Source organism: Pseudoclavibacter sp. RFBI5, from assembly GCF_002931395.1.
GTDB lineage: Bacteria > Actinomycetota > Actinomycetes > Actinomycetales > Microbacteriaceae > Pseudoclavibacter.
Genome location: NZ_PSYA01000019.1, coordinates 1 through 16,876 on the forward strand (window position 1 = coordinate 1; position 16,876 = coordinate 16,876).

At 69.5% G+C, this 16,876-nt stretch carries 14 protein-coding genes; 12 read left to right on the forward strand and 2 right to left on the reverse strand.

Translation table 11 applies throughout. The annotated features are described in order from the left end of the window. Positions 1 to 25: 25 nt before the first annotated feature. The gene (locus C5E06_RS19845; RefSeq protein WP_104307863.1) at positions 26 to 331 is read left to right on the forward strand and encodes an HNH endonuclease signature motif containing protein; all 306 of its coding nucleotides are present in this window, start codon (positions 26 to 28) and stop codon (positions 329 to 331) included. A 110-nt stretch (positions 332 to 441) separates the two neighbouring features. Here the strand turns inward: C5E06_RS19845 and C5E06_RS18640 are convergent, their stop codons facing one another. After that, positions 442 to 1,674 carry a helix-turn-helix domain-containing protein gene (locus C5E06_RS18640; protein WP_146081428.1) on the reverse strand — a complete coding sequence of 411 codons (1,233 nt, stop codon included), beginning with the start codon at positions 1,672 to 1,674 and terminating at the stop codon, positions 442 to 444. A gap of 172 nt (positions 1,675 to 1,846) precedes the next feature. Between C5E06_RS18640 and C5E06_RS18645 the strand changes: the two genes are divergently transcribed. Beyond that, entirely contained in the window at positions 1,847 to 3,214 is a 1,368-nt protein-coding gene (locus C5E06_RS18645; protein WP_104240505.1) for an MFS transporter, read from the forward strand. A 153-nt stretch (positions 3,215 to 3,367) separates the two neighbouring features. Further along, positions 3,368 to 4,615: an ArgE/DapE family deacylase gene (locus C5E06_RS18650; protein ID WP_104307865.1), complete on the forward strand. Its 1,248-nt coding sequence runs from the start codon at positions 3,368 to 3,370 to the stop codon at positions 4,613 to 4,615. Positions 4,616 to 4,722: 107 nt separating this feature from the next. Here C5E06_RS18650 and C5E06_RS18655 read toward each other — a convergent pair whose 3' ends face one another. Further along, a complete protein-coding gene (locus tag C5E06_RS18655; RefSeq protein ID WP_104307866.1) occupies positions 4,723 to 5,616 on the reverse strand; it encodes an MBL fold metallo-hydrolase in 894 nt (297 codons plus the stop codon). Between the two features lie 323 nt (positions 5,617 to 5,939). Between C5E06_RS18655 and C5E06_RS18660 the strand changes: the two genes are divergently transcribed. From C5E06_RS18660 to C5E06_RS18700, 9 genes are all read left to right on the forward strand, one after another. Then, entirely contained in the window at positions 5,940 to 7,478 is a 1,539-nt protein-coding gene (locus C5E06_RS18660; protein WP_104307867.1) for an ABC transporter substrate-binding protein, read from the forward strand. Positions 7,479 to 7,606: 128 nt separating this feature from the next. Further along, entirely contained in the window at positions 7,607 to 8,548 is a 942-nt protein-coding gene (locus C5E06_RS18665) for an ABC transporter permease (protein WP_160075091.1), read from the forward strand. Continuing rightward, complete coding sequence (locus C5E06_RS18670; RefSeq protein WP_104307868.1) at positions 8,545 to 10,557, forward strand: dipeptide/oligopeptide/nickel ABC transporter permease/ATP-binding protein; 2,013 nt, start codon at positions 8,545 to 8,547, stop codon at positions 10,555 to 10,557. The genes C5E06_RS18665 and C5E06_RS18670 overlap by 4 nt, the downstream gene beginning before the upstream one ends. Beyond that, complete coding sequence (locus tag C5E06_RS18675) at positions 10,554 to 11,648, forward strand: ATP-binding cassette domain-containing protein (protein ID WP_104307869.1); 1,095 nt, start codon at positions 10,554 to 10,556, stop codon at positions 11,646 to 11,648. Before C5E06_RS18670 ends, C5E06_RS18675 begins: the two co-directional genes overlap by 4 nt. A 79-nt stretch (positions 11,649 to 11,727) precedes the next feature. Further along, on the forward strand, positions 11,728 to 12,474 hold the full coding sequence (locus C5E06_RS18680) for an arylmalonate decarboxylase (RefSeq protein ID WP_104307870.1): 747 nt from the start codon (positions 11,728 to 11,730) through the stop codon (positions 12,472 to 12,474). Between the two features lie 29 nt (positions 12,475 to 12,503). Next, the gene (locus C5E06_RS18685; protein WP_104307871.1) at positions 12,504 to 13,694 is read left to right on the forward strand and encodes an NAD(P)/FAD-dependent oxidoreductase; all 1,191 of its coding nucleotides are present in this window, start codon (positions 12,504 to 12,506) and stop codon (positions 13,692 to 13,694) included. Then, the gene (locus C5E06_RS18690; protein ID WP_104240496.1) at positions 13,691 to 14,404 is read left to right on the forward strand and encodes a GntR family transcriptional regulator; all 714 of its coding nucleotides are present in this window, start codon (positions 13,691 to 13,693) and stop codon (positions 14,402 to 14,404) included. Before C5E06_RS18685 ends, C5E06_RS18690 begins: the two co-directional genes overlap by 4 nt. 3 nt (positions 14,405 to 14,407) lie before the next feature. Beyond that, positions 14,408 to 15,793, forward strand: a complete 1,386-nt coding sequence (locus C5E06_RS18695; RefSeq protein WP_104307872.1) for an MFS transporter — start codon at positions 14,408 to 14,410, stop codon at positions 15,791 to 15,793. A 68-nt stretch (positions 15,794 to 15,861) separates the two neighbouring features. After that, a complete protein-coding gene (locus tag C5E06_RS18700; RefSeq protein ID WP_104307873.1) occupies positions 15,862 to 16,596 on the forward strand; it encodes an isochorismatase family protein in 735 nt (244 codons plus the stop codon). The last annotated feature ends 280 nt before the right edge of the window (positions 16,597 to 16,876 follow it).

Below are 16,876 nucleotides of genomic sequence, written 5' to 3' on the forward strand. Positions count from 1 at the left end.
CTTCACCACAGCCCAACGCCGGGCGATCGCAACCCGCGACCGACACTGCCGCGCACCCGGATGCAGCGCACCCGTCCGCTGGTGCGAAGTGCACCACGCGATCCCCTGGAGTCAGGGCGGACCAACCGACACGAAAGACGGCATCCTGCTGTGCTCCTTCCACCACCACGAAGTCCACCGCGAGAGACTCACCCTCACTCGCAGCAGCAGTGGACGCTGGCACGTCGTGCCCGCCATCGGACACCACATGCCACGCAGAACAGTCAGACGCCGCGGATACGCACCCAGCAACACCCAGGCCGCCCGCCCACAGGTCAACCGAAGACCTTGAAGCTCTTCAACCTTGAAGACCTGCGCCCCTGCAAGCACACAACCCCGCGGTGCCGCAGACCGCGGCCCAACGGGTCAACGAACCCACAAACTCACAAACCCTTCACGGGCTCACGGCCGACCTACCTCCGCACCCCTGGCCGCGGCAAGCACGACCTTGATCGTGGCCGCGTCATCGGGAACCGTCGGGTCAAGACCTGCCACCGAGGCGAACTTCGCCAGCCGGTTCATGATCGTATTCCGGTGGCAGAACAGCACACCCGCGGCCTTCGACGCCGAACCGGAGGCCATGTACACCTCGACGGCTTCCACCAGAAGATCCCGTTCCGATGAAGGCAGGAGCGCGAAATCGCGGAGCGCATCCGCAGCCAGGCTCGACGCCACCGGTCCAAGCCTCCGGACGACAAGACTCGGCCAGTGCTGCGCGAGCACGGCAGCACGCCCCGGAACAGCGAACTCAGCCAGCTCGGACGCCAGCTGCCACATCTCGCTCAGCGACGACAGCGTCGCCGCCGACTGGGAAACACCCACCTGCTGATCCGCGAGCGCCAGCTGCACCAACACGCCCGACGAACCTGACCGACCTGACGAAGACGAACCGAACGGACCGGACGAACCGGACGAACCCGACGGACCGGACGGACCGACCACACCGGCCACATCCGACGTCCCTGCGATCACCGCGAACTCGACACCATCCAGGCGCAGGCACACCGCCGTAGGGAAGACGTCCTGCACATCCGCGGCGAACCCTGCCGCCGCATCCTGATGCGCGACGGCGACCCAGTACGGTCCAGTGAGCGGAATCTCGAGCGCCTCCGCCGCCTGCACGTGCAGCTGCGAGTCATCGACCCCACCCCGCAGCAGACGACGCAGCAGGAACGCCTGCTCCTGCTCGAGCTCCGCCTTCACCTGCCCAAGCTCGAGCATGTACCCCGACTGCACGCTCGTCGTGTGCGCCTCCACAACCTCCCAGATCGCGACCACGTCGTCGGACAGGCGGTCCGCCTCCCCAGGCAGACGGTCGTTGAGCGCCTGCCAGATGAACCGGAAATCCATGCGCACCGCCCGCAGCAACGACTCGAGCGGCACCCCCTGCCGGACCCGCTTCCGGCCGATGGCCCGCGAGTGCGCCCGCAGCTCATCCTCGAGCCGCTCCCCACCCAGCTGGCGGAACATGAGGCCCAGCGTCGTGAATGCCGTGCTGTGCACGTCGCGCTCCGCAATGACCGACTCCACGTAGCCGGTCAGCGTGCGCACCTGACTCACGTACAACGTCGTGATCTCATCGAGGTCCGCGAGACACGACCGGATACCGCGCCGCAACGCTGGCGAAACAGTCACGTCATCCATTCGCCAAAACCCCGCTCAGATTGTGCATTTGCCCATCCTAGCCGCGCAATCGAGTGGGCCTGGCGATTGCCCAACCCCGCCGATCCGGGGTTGCATAGGAACACCGGCGTCACCGCAGACGTGCACGTTCACATGCAGGCCTTTCCCCAACATCGGAGCCACCATGTCCCACAACACCCAGACCCCCGCCTCGGGCGCAGCCTCGGGCCCGCCCTCGGGCGCACCCGCCAGCGCGCCGAAGGTCAGCCTCAAAGACGCGCGGCGCATCGCTTTCGCCGCCTTCGTCGGCACCGCACTCGAGTGGTACGACTACTTCCTCTTCGGCACCGCAGCGGCCCTCGTCTTCAACCGCCTCTTCTTCACCGACCTCGACCCGGCCGGCGCCACCCTCGCCGCCTTCGCGACCTTCGGCGTCGGCTTCGCGGCCCGCCCGATCGGCGCCGTCGTCTTCGGCTGGATCGGCGACCGCTACGGCCGCCGCCCCGCCCTCCTCACCACCATCGTCATGATCGGATGCGCGACAGGACTCATCGGCGTCCTCCCCGACTACCTGGCAGTCGGCATCGCAGCCCCCATCATGCTCGCCGTCCTCCGCCTCGTGCAGGGCTTCGCCGTCGGCGGCGAATGGGGCGGCGCGACCACCATCGCCATCGAGCACTCCCCCGAGAAGATGCGCGGACGCTTCGCCGCCCTCGTGCAGATCGGCTCCCCCGTCGGCACCCTCGTCTCCTCCGGCGCCTTCGCCCTCGTGCTCATGATGCCGCCCGAGACCTTCGACGCGTGGGGTTGGCGCCTCCCCTTCCTCCTCGCGTTCCCGCTCCTCGGCATCGCCCTCTACATCCGCCTGAAGGTGGAGGAGTCCCCCGTCTTCAAGGAGCTCGCCGCGGCCGGCGAACAGGTCAAGGTCCCCGTCCTCGAACTCTTCCGCAAGTCCGGGCTCCGCCTCCTCGTCGCCGTCGCAGCAGCCATGCTCGGCGTCGGAGGGTTCTACATGATGACCACCTTCGTCGTCTCCTACGGCACCAACGTGCTCGAAGTCGACCGGCAGGTGATGGTCAACGCGACCCTCATCGCCGCCGTCCTCCAGATCGGCGTCACCATCTTCGCCGGCCGCCTCGCCGAACGCTTCGGCCCAGGCCGCATGACCGTCGTCGGCGGGCTCACCACCGGCATCGCCGCCTTCCCGCTCTTCTGGCTCATCGACACCGAGAGCCCCATCGCCATCACGGCAGCCGTGAGCATCGGCATCGCCCTCATCACCCTGTCGTACGCCGTCACCGGGGCCCTCCTCGCGGAGCTCTTCCCGCCCCGACTCCGCTACAGCGGCGTCTCCCTCGGCTACAACCTCGCCGGCGCCATCAGCGGATTCCTGCCCCTCATCGCGACCGCGCTCATCACCGTCGGCGACGGCTCATCCTGGCCCGCCGTGCTCGTCCTCATCGGCATCTGCCTCGTCACCGTCATCGGCGGCGCCTTCGGCGAGCGGATGCGCCTCCGCGACGACATCGTCGAGATCGACCACAACGCGTAACCGACACCGCCAGCTCACGGACCGCGTGCGCCCCACCGCGAGCGCCCCACACAACGACGAGCGCCCCCGCCCGACCGCGAGCGCCCCCAAACGAAAGCAGGACCAGAGCATGACCACACCGACCAGCAGCGACATCGACTCCAGCGCCAGCGCATCCTCGACGCCGTCGACGCCGCCTTCGACCAGCAGGTCGCCTTCACGCAGGAGCTCGTCCGGCACCCGTCGCTTCGAGCCAACGAGTCGTCGGCGCAGGACCTCCTCTACGGCGCCATGGCCGGCCGCGGCCTCACCATGGACCGCTGGGAGCTCGACCCCGTCGAGCTCGCCGCCCACCCGGGAGCCGGAGCAGTCGAGATCTCCTACGAGGGCCTCGAGAACGTCGTCGGCACCTTCACCCCACCCCAGGAACGCGGAAGCTCGCTCATCCTGAACGGACACATCGACGTCGTCCCTGAAGGCCCCGAGAGCCAGTGGGCGCGGTCCCCGTGGGACGCGACCGTGCGAGACGGCTGGCTGTACGGCCGCGGCAGCGGCGACATGAAGGCAGGCCTCGTCGCCAACCTGTACGCCTTCGACGCCGTCCGGGCGGCGGGCCTCGCGCCGACGGGTCGCATCCACTTCGAGTCCGTCGTCGAGGAGGAATGCACCGGCAACGGCTCCCTCTCCGCGCACCTGCGCGGCTACACGGCCGACGCCGTCCTCATCCCAGAGCCCGAGGAGGACATGCTCGTGCGCGCCAACACGGGCGTCATCTGGCTGCGCCTCCGCGTCGACGGCAAGCCCACCCACCCCCGTGAGATGCAGACCGGCTTCAATGCCATCGACGCCGCCTACTACGTCATCGGCGAGCTCCGGAAGCTCGAGGCAGACTGGAACGCCAAGCAGGGCGAGCACCGCTACTTCGAGGACCTCGACCACCCCATCAACTTCAACGTCGGCAAGATCCAGGGCGGGGACTGGGGCTCCAGCGTGCCGGCCTGGTGCGAGGTCGACGTGCGTGTCGCCCTCTACCCCGGCATCACCGCAGACGCGGCCTGGGCCGAGATCACCGACGCGCTCGACGGCGTCACCGCAGACGGCAACGGCAACCCCATCGTCACGACCGCGACGAAGACCGGCTTCTACGCCGAGGGGTACGTCCTCGAGGAGGGCGGCGCCGCAGAGCGGGCGCTCGAACGCAGCCACAGCGCAGCGTTCGGGGGCGCCAAGCTCGAATCGTTCGTCACCCCCGGCTACCTCGACGGGCGAGTCTTCGTGCAGTACGCCGACACCCCCGCGCTCGTCTACGGCCCCGTCTCCGAAGCCATCCACGGCTACGACGAGCGGGTGAACCTCGAATCGGTGCGCCGCATCACGAAGTCGATCGCGCTCTTCATCGCCGAATGGTGCGGGGTGGAGTAGCCAGCAGCAAGTAGCCATCAGCAAGCACGCGCCGCGCGCGACGTCGACCTCGGCACCCGCCGAGCAGTCGAGGCCGCGCGCGGTTCGTCACACCCCGAGGCGACGCGTCAGCTGAGCCTCGGCCCCTCGGCGATCGCGAACCCACCCTCGCCGTCCGACTCGACGTAGAGCAGCTCGTGAGAGGCGACGTGCCCCGCGAGCATCGGAACACCAGTCGCCGCGCACTCCTCGAGCAGAGCGCGCCTCGTGGACTCCGCGACCTCCCTCATGGAGCAGAAGCTCGACGACAGACCGGGCTCGGCAACCTGCAGGACGTGGTGCAGCGCATCCCCCGAGATGATCGCGACCGTCGAACCCGACGCCGGGTCGAGCACCCGAACCACCATGTGCCCCGGAGTATCGCCGGGCGCGTGCTCCAGCACGACGGACGGCGACGCCCGATACGGAAGCTCGACCACGTCCGCTTGCCCCGCCAGGAAGACCGGCTCGATCGAGTCGGCCCAGAAGTCACCGTTGCGCTCGAACATGCCCCTGGCGCTCGGCCCCGTGATGAAGGCGCGATCGAGCTCGTTGAACAGGTAGCGCGCGTTGGGGAACGTCAGCGACCACCCGCCCGCCGCATCCGCCGCCGTGTTCCATCCGACGTGGTCGCAATGCAGGTGCGTGTTGACGACGACGTCGACCTCGGCAGGGTCGACGATCGTGGCGAGCTCCTCGAGCCACGTCGTGGCGAGCCCGTTCCACATGTCCCGGATGCGCGGCTTGCCGTTCCCGACCCCCGTGTCGACCACCGCGACGAAGCCGCGTGAGCGCACGACGTAGCTGCTCGACGCCATCACGAGGCGGTCGGTGCTCGCTTCGTAGTCGTCCGGCCCGAGGGCGGCGATCTGCGGACGGAGCGGGTCGGTATCGACGAACATCTCCTCGACGGGGAGCATCGCCGAACGCGACTCCTCGATGCGGTAGATCTGCGTGTCGCCTGCTGTCAGCAGCGGTCGCATGGTGCCCTCCTCGACGTGTTCGAGTCCCCGAGCGCCACTTCTGGCGCACGTGAGACCCCGGGCCAGATGGCCTGCATCCACCCTGAGTGCACCATGTTGCCTGGAGGTTTCATTGCATGCAATGAGTGTTACCAGCGCGTAAAAAGCCGCCTATCTGGTCAAGATTGCATGCAGTTTGCGGCTAGCGTCCATCTCACCGGCTCAGAACATAGCCGAACCACCACCGCTTCGTCGCCTCATCGCCTCATCGCACCCTGCTTCTCACCGCACCCCAGCTCCTCCTCCCAGCTCCGCTCACCTCGTCGCTCCCGGAAAGGACGCGCATGCGTTCCCACAGACTTCGCGTCGGCACCGCCGTCGCCATGCTCGGCATCACCACCCTCGCCGTCACCGCCTGCTCCACCGGATCATCCTCGGCCTCGGAAGACGCCACCTTCGCGGTCAACATCGCCGCGCTCGAGGGCGCCCCCACCTTCGACCCCGCCGCCAACATGCGCGGCTCCGCCTTCAACTACGCTGCCGCCGCCTACGAGAGCCTCGTCACGAGCGACGCCGAAGGCGCCCTCCAGCCGGGCGTCGCCACGGCCTGGGAGTACACGAGCCCCACCGAGCTCACCATGGACTTCCGCCTCGACAGCGTCTTCGAAGACGGCTCCCCGATGACCGTCGAGCTCATCAAGGCCAACCTCGAGCGCTACCAGGAGACTCCGGGCACCTACCAGGCGCGCCTCAACTCGATCGACGCGATCGAGGTCGTCGACGAGGACACCCTGAAGTTCAGCCTCAACACCCCGGACCAGTCGCTGCCGGAGGCCTTCTCCCTCACCGTCGGCATGATGGTCAGCCAGGCCGCCCTCGACGACCCGACGCTGCTGCTCACCGACACCTACGGCTCCGGGCCGTGGATCCTCGACTCCTACACGGAGGACAGCGAGTACAGCTACATCCGCAACCCCGAGTACGTGGGCCCCATGGACGTGCAGGTCGACGAGCTCAACATGTTCGTCATCACCGACCTGACCGCCCAGCTCAACGCGCTCCTCGCCGGCGACGTCGACATCATCTCCGCCCAGTGGAGCCAACGCGACCAGGCGGAATCCCAGGGCTTCGCGGCCGCCTCCAACGAGTCCAACGTCGGCGGCCTCATGCTCTTCGACCGCGGCGGCGACGTCATCCCCGAGCTCGGCGACGTGCGCGTCCGCCAGGCCATCAACTACGCCCTCGACCGCGACGCCATCGGCACCGCCCTCTGGAGCGACTACCAGCGAGGCACCTCCTCCGTCTTCGGCAAGTTCACCTCCGCCTACGACGAGTCGCTCGACGACTACTACGAGTACAACCCGGAGAAGGCGAAGCAGCTCCTCGCCGAGGCCGGTTACGCCGACGGGTTCGAGCTCCCCATCCTCAGCCGCACCATGTTCGGCGAGAACAAGCGCCTCGAGGCGACCATCCCCTACCTCGAAGCCGTCGGCATCACCGCCACCCTCTCCGACCGCACGAACGACTACTTCGACGCCATCACCAACAAGGAGTTCGGCGCTTCCCAGGGCCAGCAGAACGGCGGCATCGACTCCTACGTCAACAGCATGAACATGCTCGCCCCCAACGCGCAGCTCAACCCGTTCGGCACCGACGACCCCGAGCTGACGGCCCTCATCGCCGACGCCTCCAGCGAGCTCGACGCCGACGCGGCAGCCACGAAGTGGCAGGCGGTCAACAAGTGGGTCGTCGAGAACGCCTGGTTCGCGCCGGTCGCCTTCTACCACACGCACACGGTGTGGGATGCGGAGAAGCTCGGCGGCGTCGAGCTCGCCGCCGGCCAGGTCTTCCCGCTCCCCTTCAGCTGGACCCCCGCCGAATAGGCACCCGGGCTCCCGCAGCAGCCGCAGCACCGCGATACCCAGCACCCAGCACGCAGCACCGGATGCGCGGGGAGGCGCCCCTCCCCGCGCATCCGCCCAGCACCATCACCAACCTGAAAGGAGCACACGTGGCCCTCTACATCCTCCGGCGAGTCGGCATCACCGTGCTCATGGTCTTCCTCGTCGTCTCGGCCGCCTTCTTCCTCGTGGCCCTCATGCCGAACGACGTGACCCAGACCATCCTGGGCCCCGACGCCACCCCGGAGGCCCGCGCCCAGCTGCGTGACGAGATGGGCTTCAACGACCCGATCCTCGTGCGCTACCTCGCCTTCCTCGGTGGCCTCCTGACCGGCGACCTCGGCGTCTCCTACCTCAGCCAGCAGTCGGTGACGATGCAGGTGCTCGAGCGGCTCCCCGTCACCCTCACCCTCTCGATGGGCGGCATCCTCCTCACGACCGTGCTCGGCATCGTGCTCGGCATCCTCGCCGCGAGCCGCGGCGGCTGGCTCGACACGATCATCCGCGGAGCAGCCGGCGTCATGCAGGCCATCCCGAGCTTCTGGCTCGCCGTGCTGCTGGTGCTCGTGTTCGCCGTGAACCTCAAGATGTTCCCCGCGTCCGGCTGGGAGCCCTTCACGGAGGACCCAGCCGAGTTCCTCCGCCGCATCACGCTGCCCCTCATCTCCATCGGCATCGCGGGCACCGCGGCGGTCGCCCGCCAGGCGAGGGTCGCGATGCTCGACGTGCAGGGCCGAGACTTCATGCAGACCCTGCGAGCGACGGGGCTCCCCGAGTGGCGCATCGTGTGGCTGCACGGGCTCCGCAACGCCGCCATCCCCGTCCTCACCGTCATCGGCCTCCAGTTCGTGGCCCTCTTCGGCAGCGCCGTGCTCATCGAGCAGGTCTTCGCGCTCCCCGGCGTCGGCAAGCTCGTCGTCGACTCCGTCAACCTGGGCGACATGCCCATCGTGCTCGGTGTCGTCGTCGCCCTCAGCGTCGTGATCCTCGTCATGAACCTCGTCATCGACATCCTCTACGGCATCATCAACCCGAAGGCGAGGCTCGCATGACCCGCGTCCGACGCACCGACACCGCCCTCTCCAGACTGCTCAGCAAGCCGGGAGCCGTCGTCGCCCTCGCCTTCCTCGTCCTCCTCGGCCTGTCGGTGATCTTCGCCGACCTCGTCGCCCCGCTCGACCCGCTCGCCCAGGACCTCGCTCTCGCGCGTCAGCTGCCGAGCGCCGAGCACCTCCTCGGCACCGACGACCTCGGGCGCGACGTCTTCTCCCGCCTCATCCACGGCGGCGCAGCGACCCTCGGCGGAGCCGTCCTCGCGGCGGTCGTCGCGATGGGCATCGGCATCCCCCTCGGCATGATCGGCGGCTACTTCCGCGGTTTCACCGACACCCTCGTCTCCCGCTTCGCGGACTTCTTCCAGGCCCTGCCCACGATCGTCATCCTCATGGCCGTGATCGGCGCCTTCGGCAACAACACGACCGTCGCGATGGTGACGCTCGGCATCGCGATGAGCGACGGCTTCGTCCGCCTCGCCAGGGCCACGACGCTGCAGGTGCGGCGAGAGCTGTACGTGGATGCCGCGAACGTCGCCGGCATCGCACCCGGCCTCATCCTGTTCCGCCACGTGCTCCCCAACATCCGCGGACCGCTGCTCGTGCAGCTCTCCATCACGATGGGCGCCGCCCTCCTCATCCAGGCTGGCCTCGGCTTCCTCGGCCTCGGCACCCCGCCCCCGGCGCCCAGCTGGGGCGGCATGATCAGCGAGGCCAGCGAGCTCATCTACCTGCACCCGTGGCTGCTCGTGCCGAGCGGCGTCATCATGATCCTCTCGATCCTCTCCTTCAACGTCGTCGGCGATGCGCTCGCCGGCAACCGCCCCGGGACCACCCTCGTCCGCTCCTTCTTCCGCAAGAAGCCAGCAGCCCAGGTCGCCACCAAGCCCGTTGCCGTCGACGACCCGCAGCCGGACGTGGACGACGCCATCGTCTCCGTGCGCGACCTCAGCGTCTCGTTCACCGACAGCACCGGCGAGTTCGCGGTCGTGCAGGGCGTCTCCTTCGACGTGCGCCGCGGCGAGGCCCTCGGCATGGTCGGCGAATCGGGATGCGGCAAGTCGGTGACCGCGAAGAGCCTGCTCGGCCTCGTCGCCCCAGGCGGCCGCGTCTCGAAGGGCGAGATCGTCATCGACGGCACCAACATCGTCGGGCAGAGCAACAAGCAGCTGCGCGCCGTGCGCGGCTCGAAGATCGCCCTCGTCTCGCAGGAGCCCATGACGGCCCTCGACCCGACGTTCACGATCGGAGCCCAGCTGCGCGAGGCCATCGCCCACCACACGGGCTGCAAGGCAGGCGAAGTGCAGGAGCGGGCACTCGAACTGCTCCGCCTCGTCGGCATGCCCGACCCGCAGCAGGCCGCCGCCAGCTACACGTTCCAGGTCTCCGGCGGCATGGCGCAGCGCGCCGCCATCGCCATGGCGCTGACGGGTGAACCCGAGGTGCTCGTCGCCGACGAGCCCACGACCGCCCTCGATGTGACCGTGCAGGCCGAGATCCTCGACCTGCTGCGGCGCCTCCGCGAAGAACTCGGCCTCGCGGTCATCATCGTCACGCACGACCTCGGAGTCGTCGCGGACACATGCGACCGCGCCGTCGTCATGTACGCCGGCCAGGTCATCGAGGAGGCCGACGTCGACACGCTCCTCACGGCCCCATCGCATCCCTACACCAGGGCCCTGCTCGCCGCGATGCCCGCCAACGCCGTCGCCGGAGTGCCGATGGATGCCATCAGCGGCGCCGTGCCAGCACCTCGCGACTGGCCGACCGGGTGCCGCTTCGCCGAGCGCTGCGCCTTCGCGACCGAGCGCTGCCGAACCTCCCCCGTCGCCCTCACCCTGCAGCGCCGCGGAACCGGAAGTGCAAGCGGACTCGCAGATCAGCGCCCAGCCGTGGGCCAGCAGCGCTCCGGCATGGCCCGCTGCGTGCGGGTCGAGGAGGTCGCCAAGGCGGCCCGCACCGGCTCGGCCACCCAGAACTCCAGCGTGAAAGAGAGGAGCATCGCATGAGCGAAAAGCTGCTGAGCGTCGACCACCTCCAGATGCGGTTCAAGAACCCCCACAACCGCGCGCAGACCGTGCACGCCGTCGACGACGTGAGCTTCACCGTCGCCCCCGGCGAGATCCTCGGCGTCGTCGGGGAGTCCGGCTCGGGCAAGTCGACCATCGGGCGCTGCATCCTGGGCCTCGAGAAGCCGAGCGACGGCAGCATCCACTTCGGCGGTCGCGACCTCACGAAGCACTCGCTGCTCCGCAACCGTCGCGACATCGCCAAGCAGCTGCAGGTCGTCTTCCAGGACCCGTACAGCTCGCTCAACCCCTTCCGCACGATCGGACAGACCCTCGCGGAGCCGCTCCAGGCGGCCCTTCGCCTCTCCGACAAGCAGGCGGATGCGCGGGCCCGCGACATGCTCGAGACGGTCGGCCTCCCCCGAGCCGCGGCAGACCGCTTCCCCGGCCAGTTCTCCGGCGGTCAGCGGCAGCGCATCGGCATCGCGAGGGCCCTCATCATGCAGCCGCAGCTCGTCGTGCTCGACGAGGCGGTGAGCGCCCTCGACCTGTCGACGCAGGCGCAGATCCTCAACCTCCTCGCGCAGCTCGCGAAGGAACGCGGCCTCGCCTACATCTTCATCGCCCACGACCTCGACGTCGTCCGCTACATCTCGCACCGCACGCTTGTGCTCTACCGCGGACGCATCATGGAGCAGGGCCCGGCCGGTGACGTCCACAGCGCACCCCTGCACCCGTACACGGCGGCGCTCAACGCGGCAGCCCCCGTGACCGACCCGGTCGAGCAGCGCAGGCGGCGCACGGCGAGAGCGGCGGCGGCAACTGCGGCAACTGCGGCAACTGCGGCAACTGCGGCTGCAGCCGCGTCAGCCACCCCGCCCTCCCCTGCTTCCCCAGCAACCCCAGCCACCGGACAGCTCGGCTGCCCGTTCGCAGCCCGCTGCGCCTTCGCGCAGGAGGTGTGCCTCACGAAGCGACCGGCCGACACCCCCGTCGGCGAGCGAACCGTGGCATGCCACATGTACGACGCGACGAGCGGCCACACGCGCCTCGGCGCCGGCATGCCAGCGGCCGAGCTCATCGCGAGCTGAGCACCCCACCCCACCAGCTTCCACAATCCAGCCGCGGTGCCCCCGCACCGCGGCCACCCGAACACGAAGGAGCACGTCAATGCCAGACGTCACCGGATACCGCGCGAAGATCGGCGTCATCGTCCCATCGACCAACACGGTCGTCGAGCACGATGTCAACAAGCTCGCGCCCCACGGCATCACGTTCCACTGCGGTCGCATGTACGTCGAGCAGCAGGCCATGGGCGACCACACGAGCTTCATGGAGCTGCAGACGCAGATCCGAGGCTCCATGTCGGTGGCGCTGCGAGACGTCATGACGGCCCAGCCCGACCTCATGATGATGGGGATGTCGGCGCCCACCTTCAGCGGCGGCGTCGCCGGCAACGAGGCCTTCCAGACCGAGGTGAGCGAGCAGATCGGCGGCATGCCCGTCACCACCGGCGCATCCGCCTGCCGTGCCGCCCTCGAGACCCTCGGCGTGACGAAGATCTCCGTCTTTTCGCCATACCAGCCGGTCGCCGACAAATGGGTCGACCAGTACTTCACCGAGGCCGGCTTCGACGTCGTCAAGGTCACCGGCCTCCGCTGCCCCACCGCGACGTCGATCGCGAGCGTCACACCACGCGACCTCGTCACGGTGCTCGAGGAGATCGACACCCCCGAGACCGAGGCGATCGTGCAGGTCGGCACGAACCTGTCGTTCATCCGCATGGCCGACGAAGCCGAGACCTGGCTCGGGAAGCCCGTCGTCGCCATCAACACCGCCACCGTCTGGCACACCCTCAGGCAGGCCGGCTTCACCGACACCGTCGGTGGCTACGGCACCATCATCCGCGAATTCTGACCGCCACAGCGCACACAAAGGACCACACCATGACTGCTTCCCCCCAGTTCGATGTCATCGTCGTCGGCGGCGGCCCCGTCGGCACCACCACCGCCCTCAAGCTCGCGAAGCGCGGCATGACGGTCGCACTCTTCGAGAAGCGCGAGGCGAGCACGCTCGAGCACCGCGCATCCACCTTCCACCCGCCGACGCTCGAGATGCTCGAGGAGCTGGGGCTCACCCAGCCGCTCATCGACGCCGGCATCATCGCGCGCTCGTACCAGTTCCGGGATGCGACGATCGGCAAGATCGTCGAGCTCGACTTCGCGGTGCTCGACGACGACACGGCCTATCCGTACCGCGTCCAGGTCGAGCAGAGCCGCCTCACCGCGGCCGCCCAGCAAGTCATCTCCGGCGAGCCCAACGTCACGTCCACCCTCGGCGCCGAGGTCATCGCGATCCGTGAGAGCGACGACGGCTTCGAGGTGGATGTGCGCGGCGAGGACGGCGCCGTGAGCACCAGCACGAGCACCTACCTCGTCGCGGCGGACGGCTCGCGGTCCCTCGTGCGCGAGCACTACGACATCGACTTCTCGGGCCACACCTACCCGGAGCGTTACCTCGTCATCACGACGAGCCTGCCCCTGCACGAGATCCACGAGGACCTCGCCGTCGTCAACTACGTCGCCGACCCGGAGAACTGGCACGTCCTGCTGCGCAACCCCAGCGGCTGGCGCGTGCTCTTCCCCTGCGATCCCGCCCTCACGTCCGAGCAGCAGACCGACCCCGCCTACGCCGTGAGTCAGCTGCGGCGTGTGGTGCCCGAACTCGACGGCTACCCTGTTGTGCACGTCACCGTCTACGAAGTGCACCGCAAGGTCGCGCGGACGTTCCGCAAGGGCAACGTCTTCCTCGTGGGCGACGCGGCACACGTCAACAACCCGCTGGGAGGCATGGGCATGAACAGTGGAATCCACGACGGGCTGCTGCTCGCCGAGCTGCTGCCCGGCTACGCCAACGGCGAGGTCTCGAGCGAGGAGCTCGACGACTGGGCCGAGAAGCGCCGCGCCGTCGCCCGCCACTACGTCGGCGAGGAGACGGAGGGCAATTGGAACGCCCTCCGCGACACGAGCGAAGAGCGCCGCGCCGCGAAGCGCGCCGAGTGGGAAGCCCTCGGCCGCGACGAGACCGCCCGCCGACAGTTCCTCCTCACCTCGTCGATGCTCGCGAGCGTTCGATGATCGAGACCCCGACGCACGTGCTGCTGCCCGAGAGCCTCACGGGAGGCGACCTCGCCTACGCGGAGCTGCGCTCGCGCATCATGAGCGGCGAGTACGCGCCGCACACGGTGCTGCGCGCGCAGGCGCTCGCCGCCGAGTTCGGGCTCAGCAGGACCCCCATCCGCGAGGCGCTCCAGCGCCTCGCGGAGGCGGGGCTCGTGGCGTACATCCCCAACAAGGGCGCCACCGTCATCGGATACACGACCGAGCAGATGGCCGAGACCTACTTCGTCCGCGCCTCCCTCGAGAGCCGCGCCGCCGGCCTCGCCGCCGACCGCATGACCGACGCCGACGCCGAGCTCCTCATCGACCGCATCGAGCGGATGGACCCCCTCGTCCACGCCAGCGACCAGGACGAGATCGTCGAGCTCGGCCGCCTCAACCGCGAATTCCACGAGCACATCGTGAAGGTCTCCGGCAGCCTGCAGCTGCAGACGCTCCTGCGCAGCGTCAGCCAGGTGCCCATGATGATCCGCAACTACCAGGCGTACGGCGACACGTTCCGCATCCGCTCGAACCACCACCACCGCGACATCCTGACCGCCCTGCAGACGGGCGACTCGCTGTGGGCCGAGGTCGCGATGCGCTCGCACATCCTCGCTGCCCGCAACGCCGTGCTCCAGGGACCGGGCACCTCCACGACCGCTGGCGCTGCTCCCAACGAAGGCTGAGCCGTGTCGCGCACCACCGGGCCCACCACGGGGCCCGAGCAGCAGCATGCCCGGAATCCCCCGCTGGAAGGCGTTCCCGAGTCCAGTTCCGCGGGCCCCTCCACCCCCGCGGCCGACACACCCACGCACGTCTGGCGAACCCGCCGCCCGGGCCGGACCGCGACCATCGCAGGCATCGGCACGACCGTCGTCACCGCGCTCCCCGTCTTCCTCGTCGGCGGCCTGTCCATGCAGCTGCGCGGCAGCACGGGGCTCACCGAATCGATGCTCGGCATCGTCGTCGCCGCCTACTGGGGTGCGTCGGCGCTCCTCTCCCCGCTGGCCGGCAGCCTCTCGACGAGGCTCGGCTTCCGCTGGGGCATGATCATGGCCTCCTCGATCGGCGGCCTCGCCCTCATCGGCATCGCCGCCTACACGCCGACGTGGCAGTGGCTGCTCGTCTGGCTCATCGTCGCCGGAGCGGGGAACTCGCTCGGGCATCCACCCTCGAACGCCCTCATCGGGGTCGGCGTCTCGACCCGACGGCGCGCCCTCGCGTTCGGCCTCAAGCAGGGAGCGGTCCCCCTCGCCACCTTCAGCGCCGGCCTCGCCGTCCCCGCCCTGGGCCTCACGGTCGGCTGGCAGTGGACCTTCGCGATCGCAGGAGCGCTCGCCGCCGTCGCCGTCGCGTTCCTCGCCTGGCGGGTGCCGCGAACGCCACGAACGCCACGCGCCACGCGCCGCGCTCGAGAGCGGCTCCCCCGCGACCTGCGCGTCTTCCTCATCCTCGCCTCAGCCGCGAGCGGGCTCGGCGCCGCCCAATCGAGCGTCATCGGCGCCTTCACCGTCACGACCGCCATCGGCGTCGGCTACACGGCCGCCGTCGCGGGCCTCCTCCTCAGCCTCGGCTCGCTCGCGAACATCATCGCGAGACCCCTCGCGGGCTGGCTCGCCGACCGCGGCATCGGAGGGACCCTCACCACGGTCTCGCTCATGATGCTCTCCGGTGCCATCGGCCTCGGCGGCATGGCACTCGCCCTCCCCTGGAGCTTCGCCACCGGCGTCGTCCTCGCCTTCGGACTCGGCTGGGGGTGGAGCGGACTGCTCCACTACGCCGTCTCCAACGCCGTGCCCCGCTTCGCAGCCCAAGCCACGGGGCTCGTGCAGTCGGGTGCCTACATCGGCAGCGCGGCCGGCCCCTTCGCGATGGGGTTCGTCTTCGAGTACTTCGGCCCGACCACCGGATGGCTCGCCGCCGCCGGCATCGCACTCATCGCCGCCACCACGGCCGCCATCGCCGCGCAGTTCCACCCCACGCGGCGCCGCGCGCGCGCCGAAGCCCGGGCGGGATCCCGCGAGGGATCCCGCAGCGAGGCCCGTATCGATGATCAGGCCGGGGCAGCCACGTGAACCCGCTGGCCTTCCGCTTCCAACTCCCGCACCCCCGCAACCACACGAAGGGCACCACCATGACCCCTATGGCCCCCACGACCACCGCGTCCACAACTGCACCTGCACCTGCACCTGCATCCGCTGGCGTGTCCGCTGCCGACGTCCCCGCCAACCTGGCCACCGACCTCTCCGCCGACAACGACTACGCGGCCGCGGGCTTCGGACAGCGCCTCGGCTTCGGACGGAGGCCCGCGCTCATCGTCATCGACTTCGTCGACGCCTACCTCGTCGAGTCGTCTCCCCTGTACGCGGGCGTCGAGGACGAGCTCGCCTCGGCCGCACGCGTGCTGCACTCGGCGCGGGCAGCCAGCATCCCGGTGCTCTACACGGTTGTCGAGCAGGACACGGGCCCCACGGGCGGCGGGGTCTTCGCCCGCAAGGCCGCCGGTCTCGCGACCCTCGCCACGGGGTCTCCCCTCGGCGCCATCGCGGCGCCCCTCACCCCGCAGCAGGGCGAGCCGATCCTCTCCAAGAAGTACGCGAGCTCGTTCTTCGGCACCTCCCTCGCCACCGACCTGACGGTGCTCGGGTGCGACAGTGTCATCCTCGTCGGGCTCTCGACGTCCGGATGCGTGCGGGCCACCGCCGTCGACGCCTGCCAGCACGGCTTCATCCCGCTTGTGGTGCGCGACGCAGTCGGCGACCGCCGCTCGGAGCCCCACGAGGCGGCCCTCTTCGACCTCGACGCCAAGTACGCCGACGTCGTCAGCGAGCAGGATGTCGTCACCTACCTGGCGGGCCTCGCAGCCAGCTCGGCGTAGGGCCACCCCCGGGCCCCGGCCGCCGCCGCTGCCCCCCGCCCCTGCCGCTGCCGCTGCCCGAAGTTGTGGCAAAGTGCCGCCGGGATCCCTCCCAACCGCACTTCGCCACAACTCTCAGCCCCGGGCACGATGCTCTGGATGCGAACGCCGGGGCGCGGGGCCCCGGCGCGGGCCCGAGGCTCCGCCGCACATCTCGCCACCAGCAAGCCCCAAAGACGCCGCCCACCACACTGCAACCACTGCCCCTTCGCACGCGCCCCTGCAGCCCCAGCCCCTGCCC

What these genes read in the sequence shown, in the direction of transcription:
- C5E06_RS18685 (WP_104307871.1), top strand. Translation starts at nt 12,504, where the DNA reads ATGACTGCTTCCCCCCAGTTCGATGTCATCGTCGTCGGCGGCGGCCCC.
- C5E06_RS18660 (WP_104307867.1), top strand. Translation starts at nt 5,940, where the DNA reads ATGCGTTCCCACAGACTTCGCGTCGGCACCGCCGTCGCCATGCTCGGC.
- C5E06_RS18700 (WP_104307873.1), top strand. Translation starts at nt 15,862, where the DNA reads ATGGCCCCCACGACCACCGCGTCCACAACTGCACCTGCACCTGCACCT.
- C5E06_RS18690 (WP_104240496.1), top strand. Translation starts at nt 13,691, where the DNA reads ATGATCGAGACCCCGACGCACGTGCTGCTGCCCGAGAGCCTCACGGGA.
- C5E06_RS18645 (WP_104240505.1), top strand. Translation starts at nt 1,847, where the DNA reads ATGTCCCACAACACCCAGACCCCCGCCTCGGGCGCAGCCTCGGGCCCG.
- C5E06_RS18680 (WP_104307870.1), top strand. Translation starts at nt 11,728, where the DNA reads ATGCCAGACGTCACCGGATACCGCGCGAAGATCGGCGTCATCGTCCCA.
- C5E06_RS18675 (WP_104307869.1), top strand. Translation starts at nt 10,554, where the DNA reads ATGAGCGAAAAGCTGCTGAGCGTCGACCACCTCCAGATGCGGTTCAAG.
- C5E06_RS18655 (WP_104307866.1), bottom strand. Translation starts at nt 5,616, where the DNA reads ATGCGACCGCTGCTGACAGCAGGCGACACGCAGATCTACCGCATCGAG.
- C5E06_RS18670 (WP_104307868.1), top strand. Translation starts at nt 8,545, where the DNA reads ATGACCCGCGTCCGACGCACCGACACCGCCCTCTCCAGACTGCTCAGC.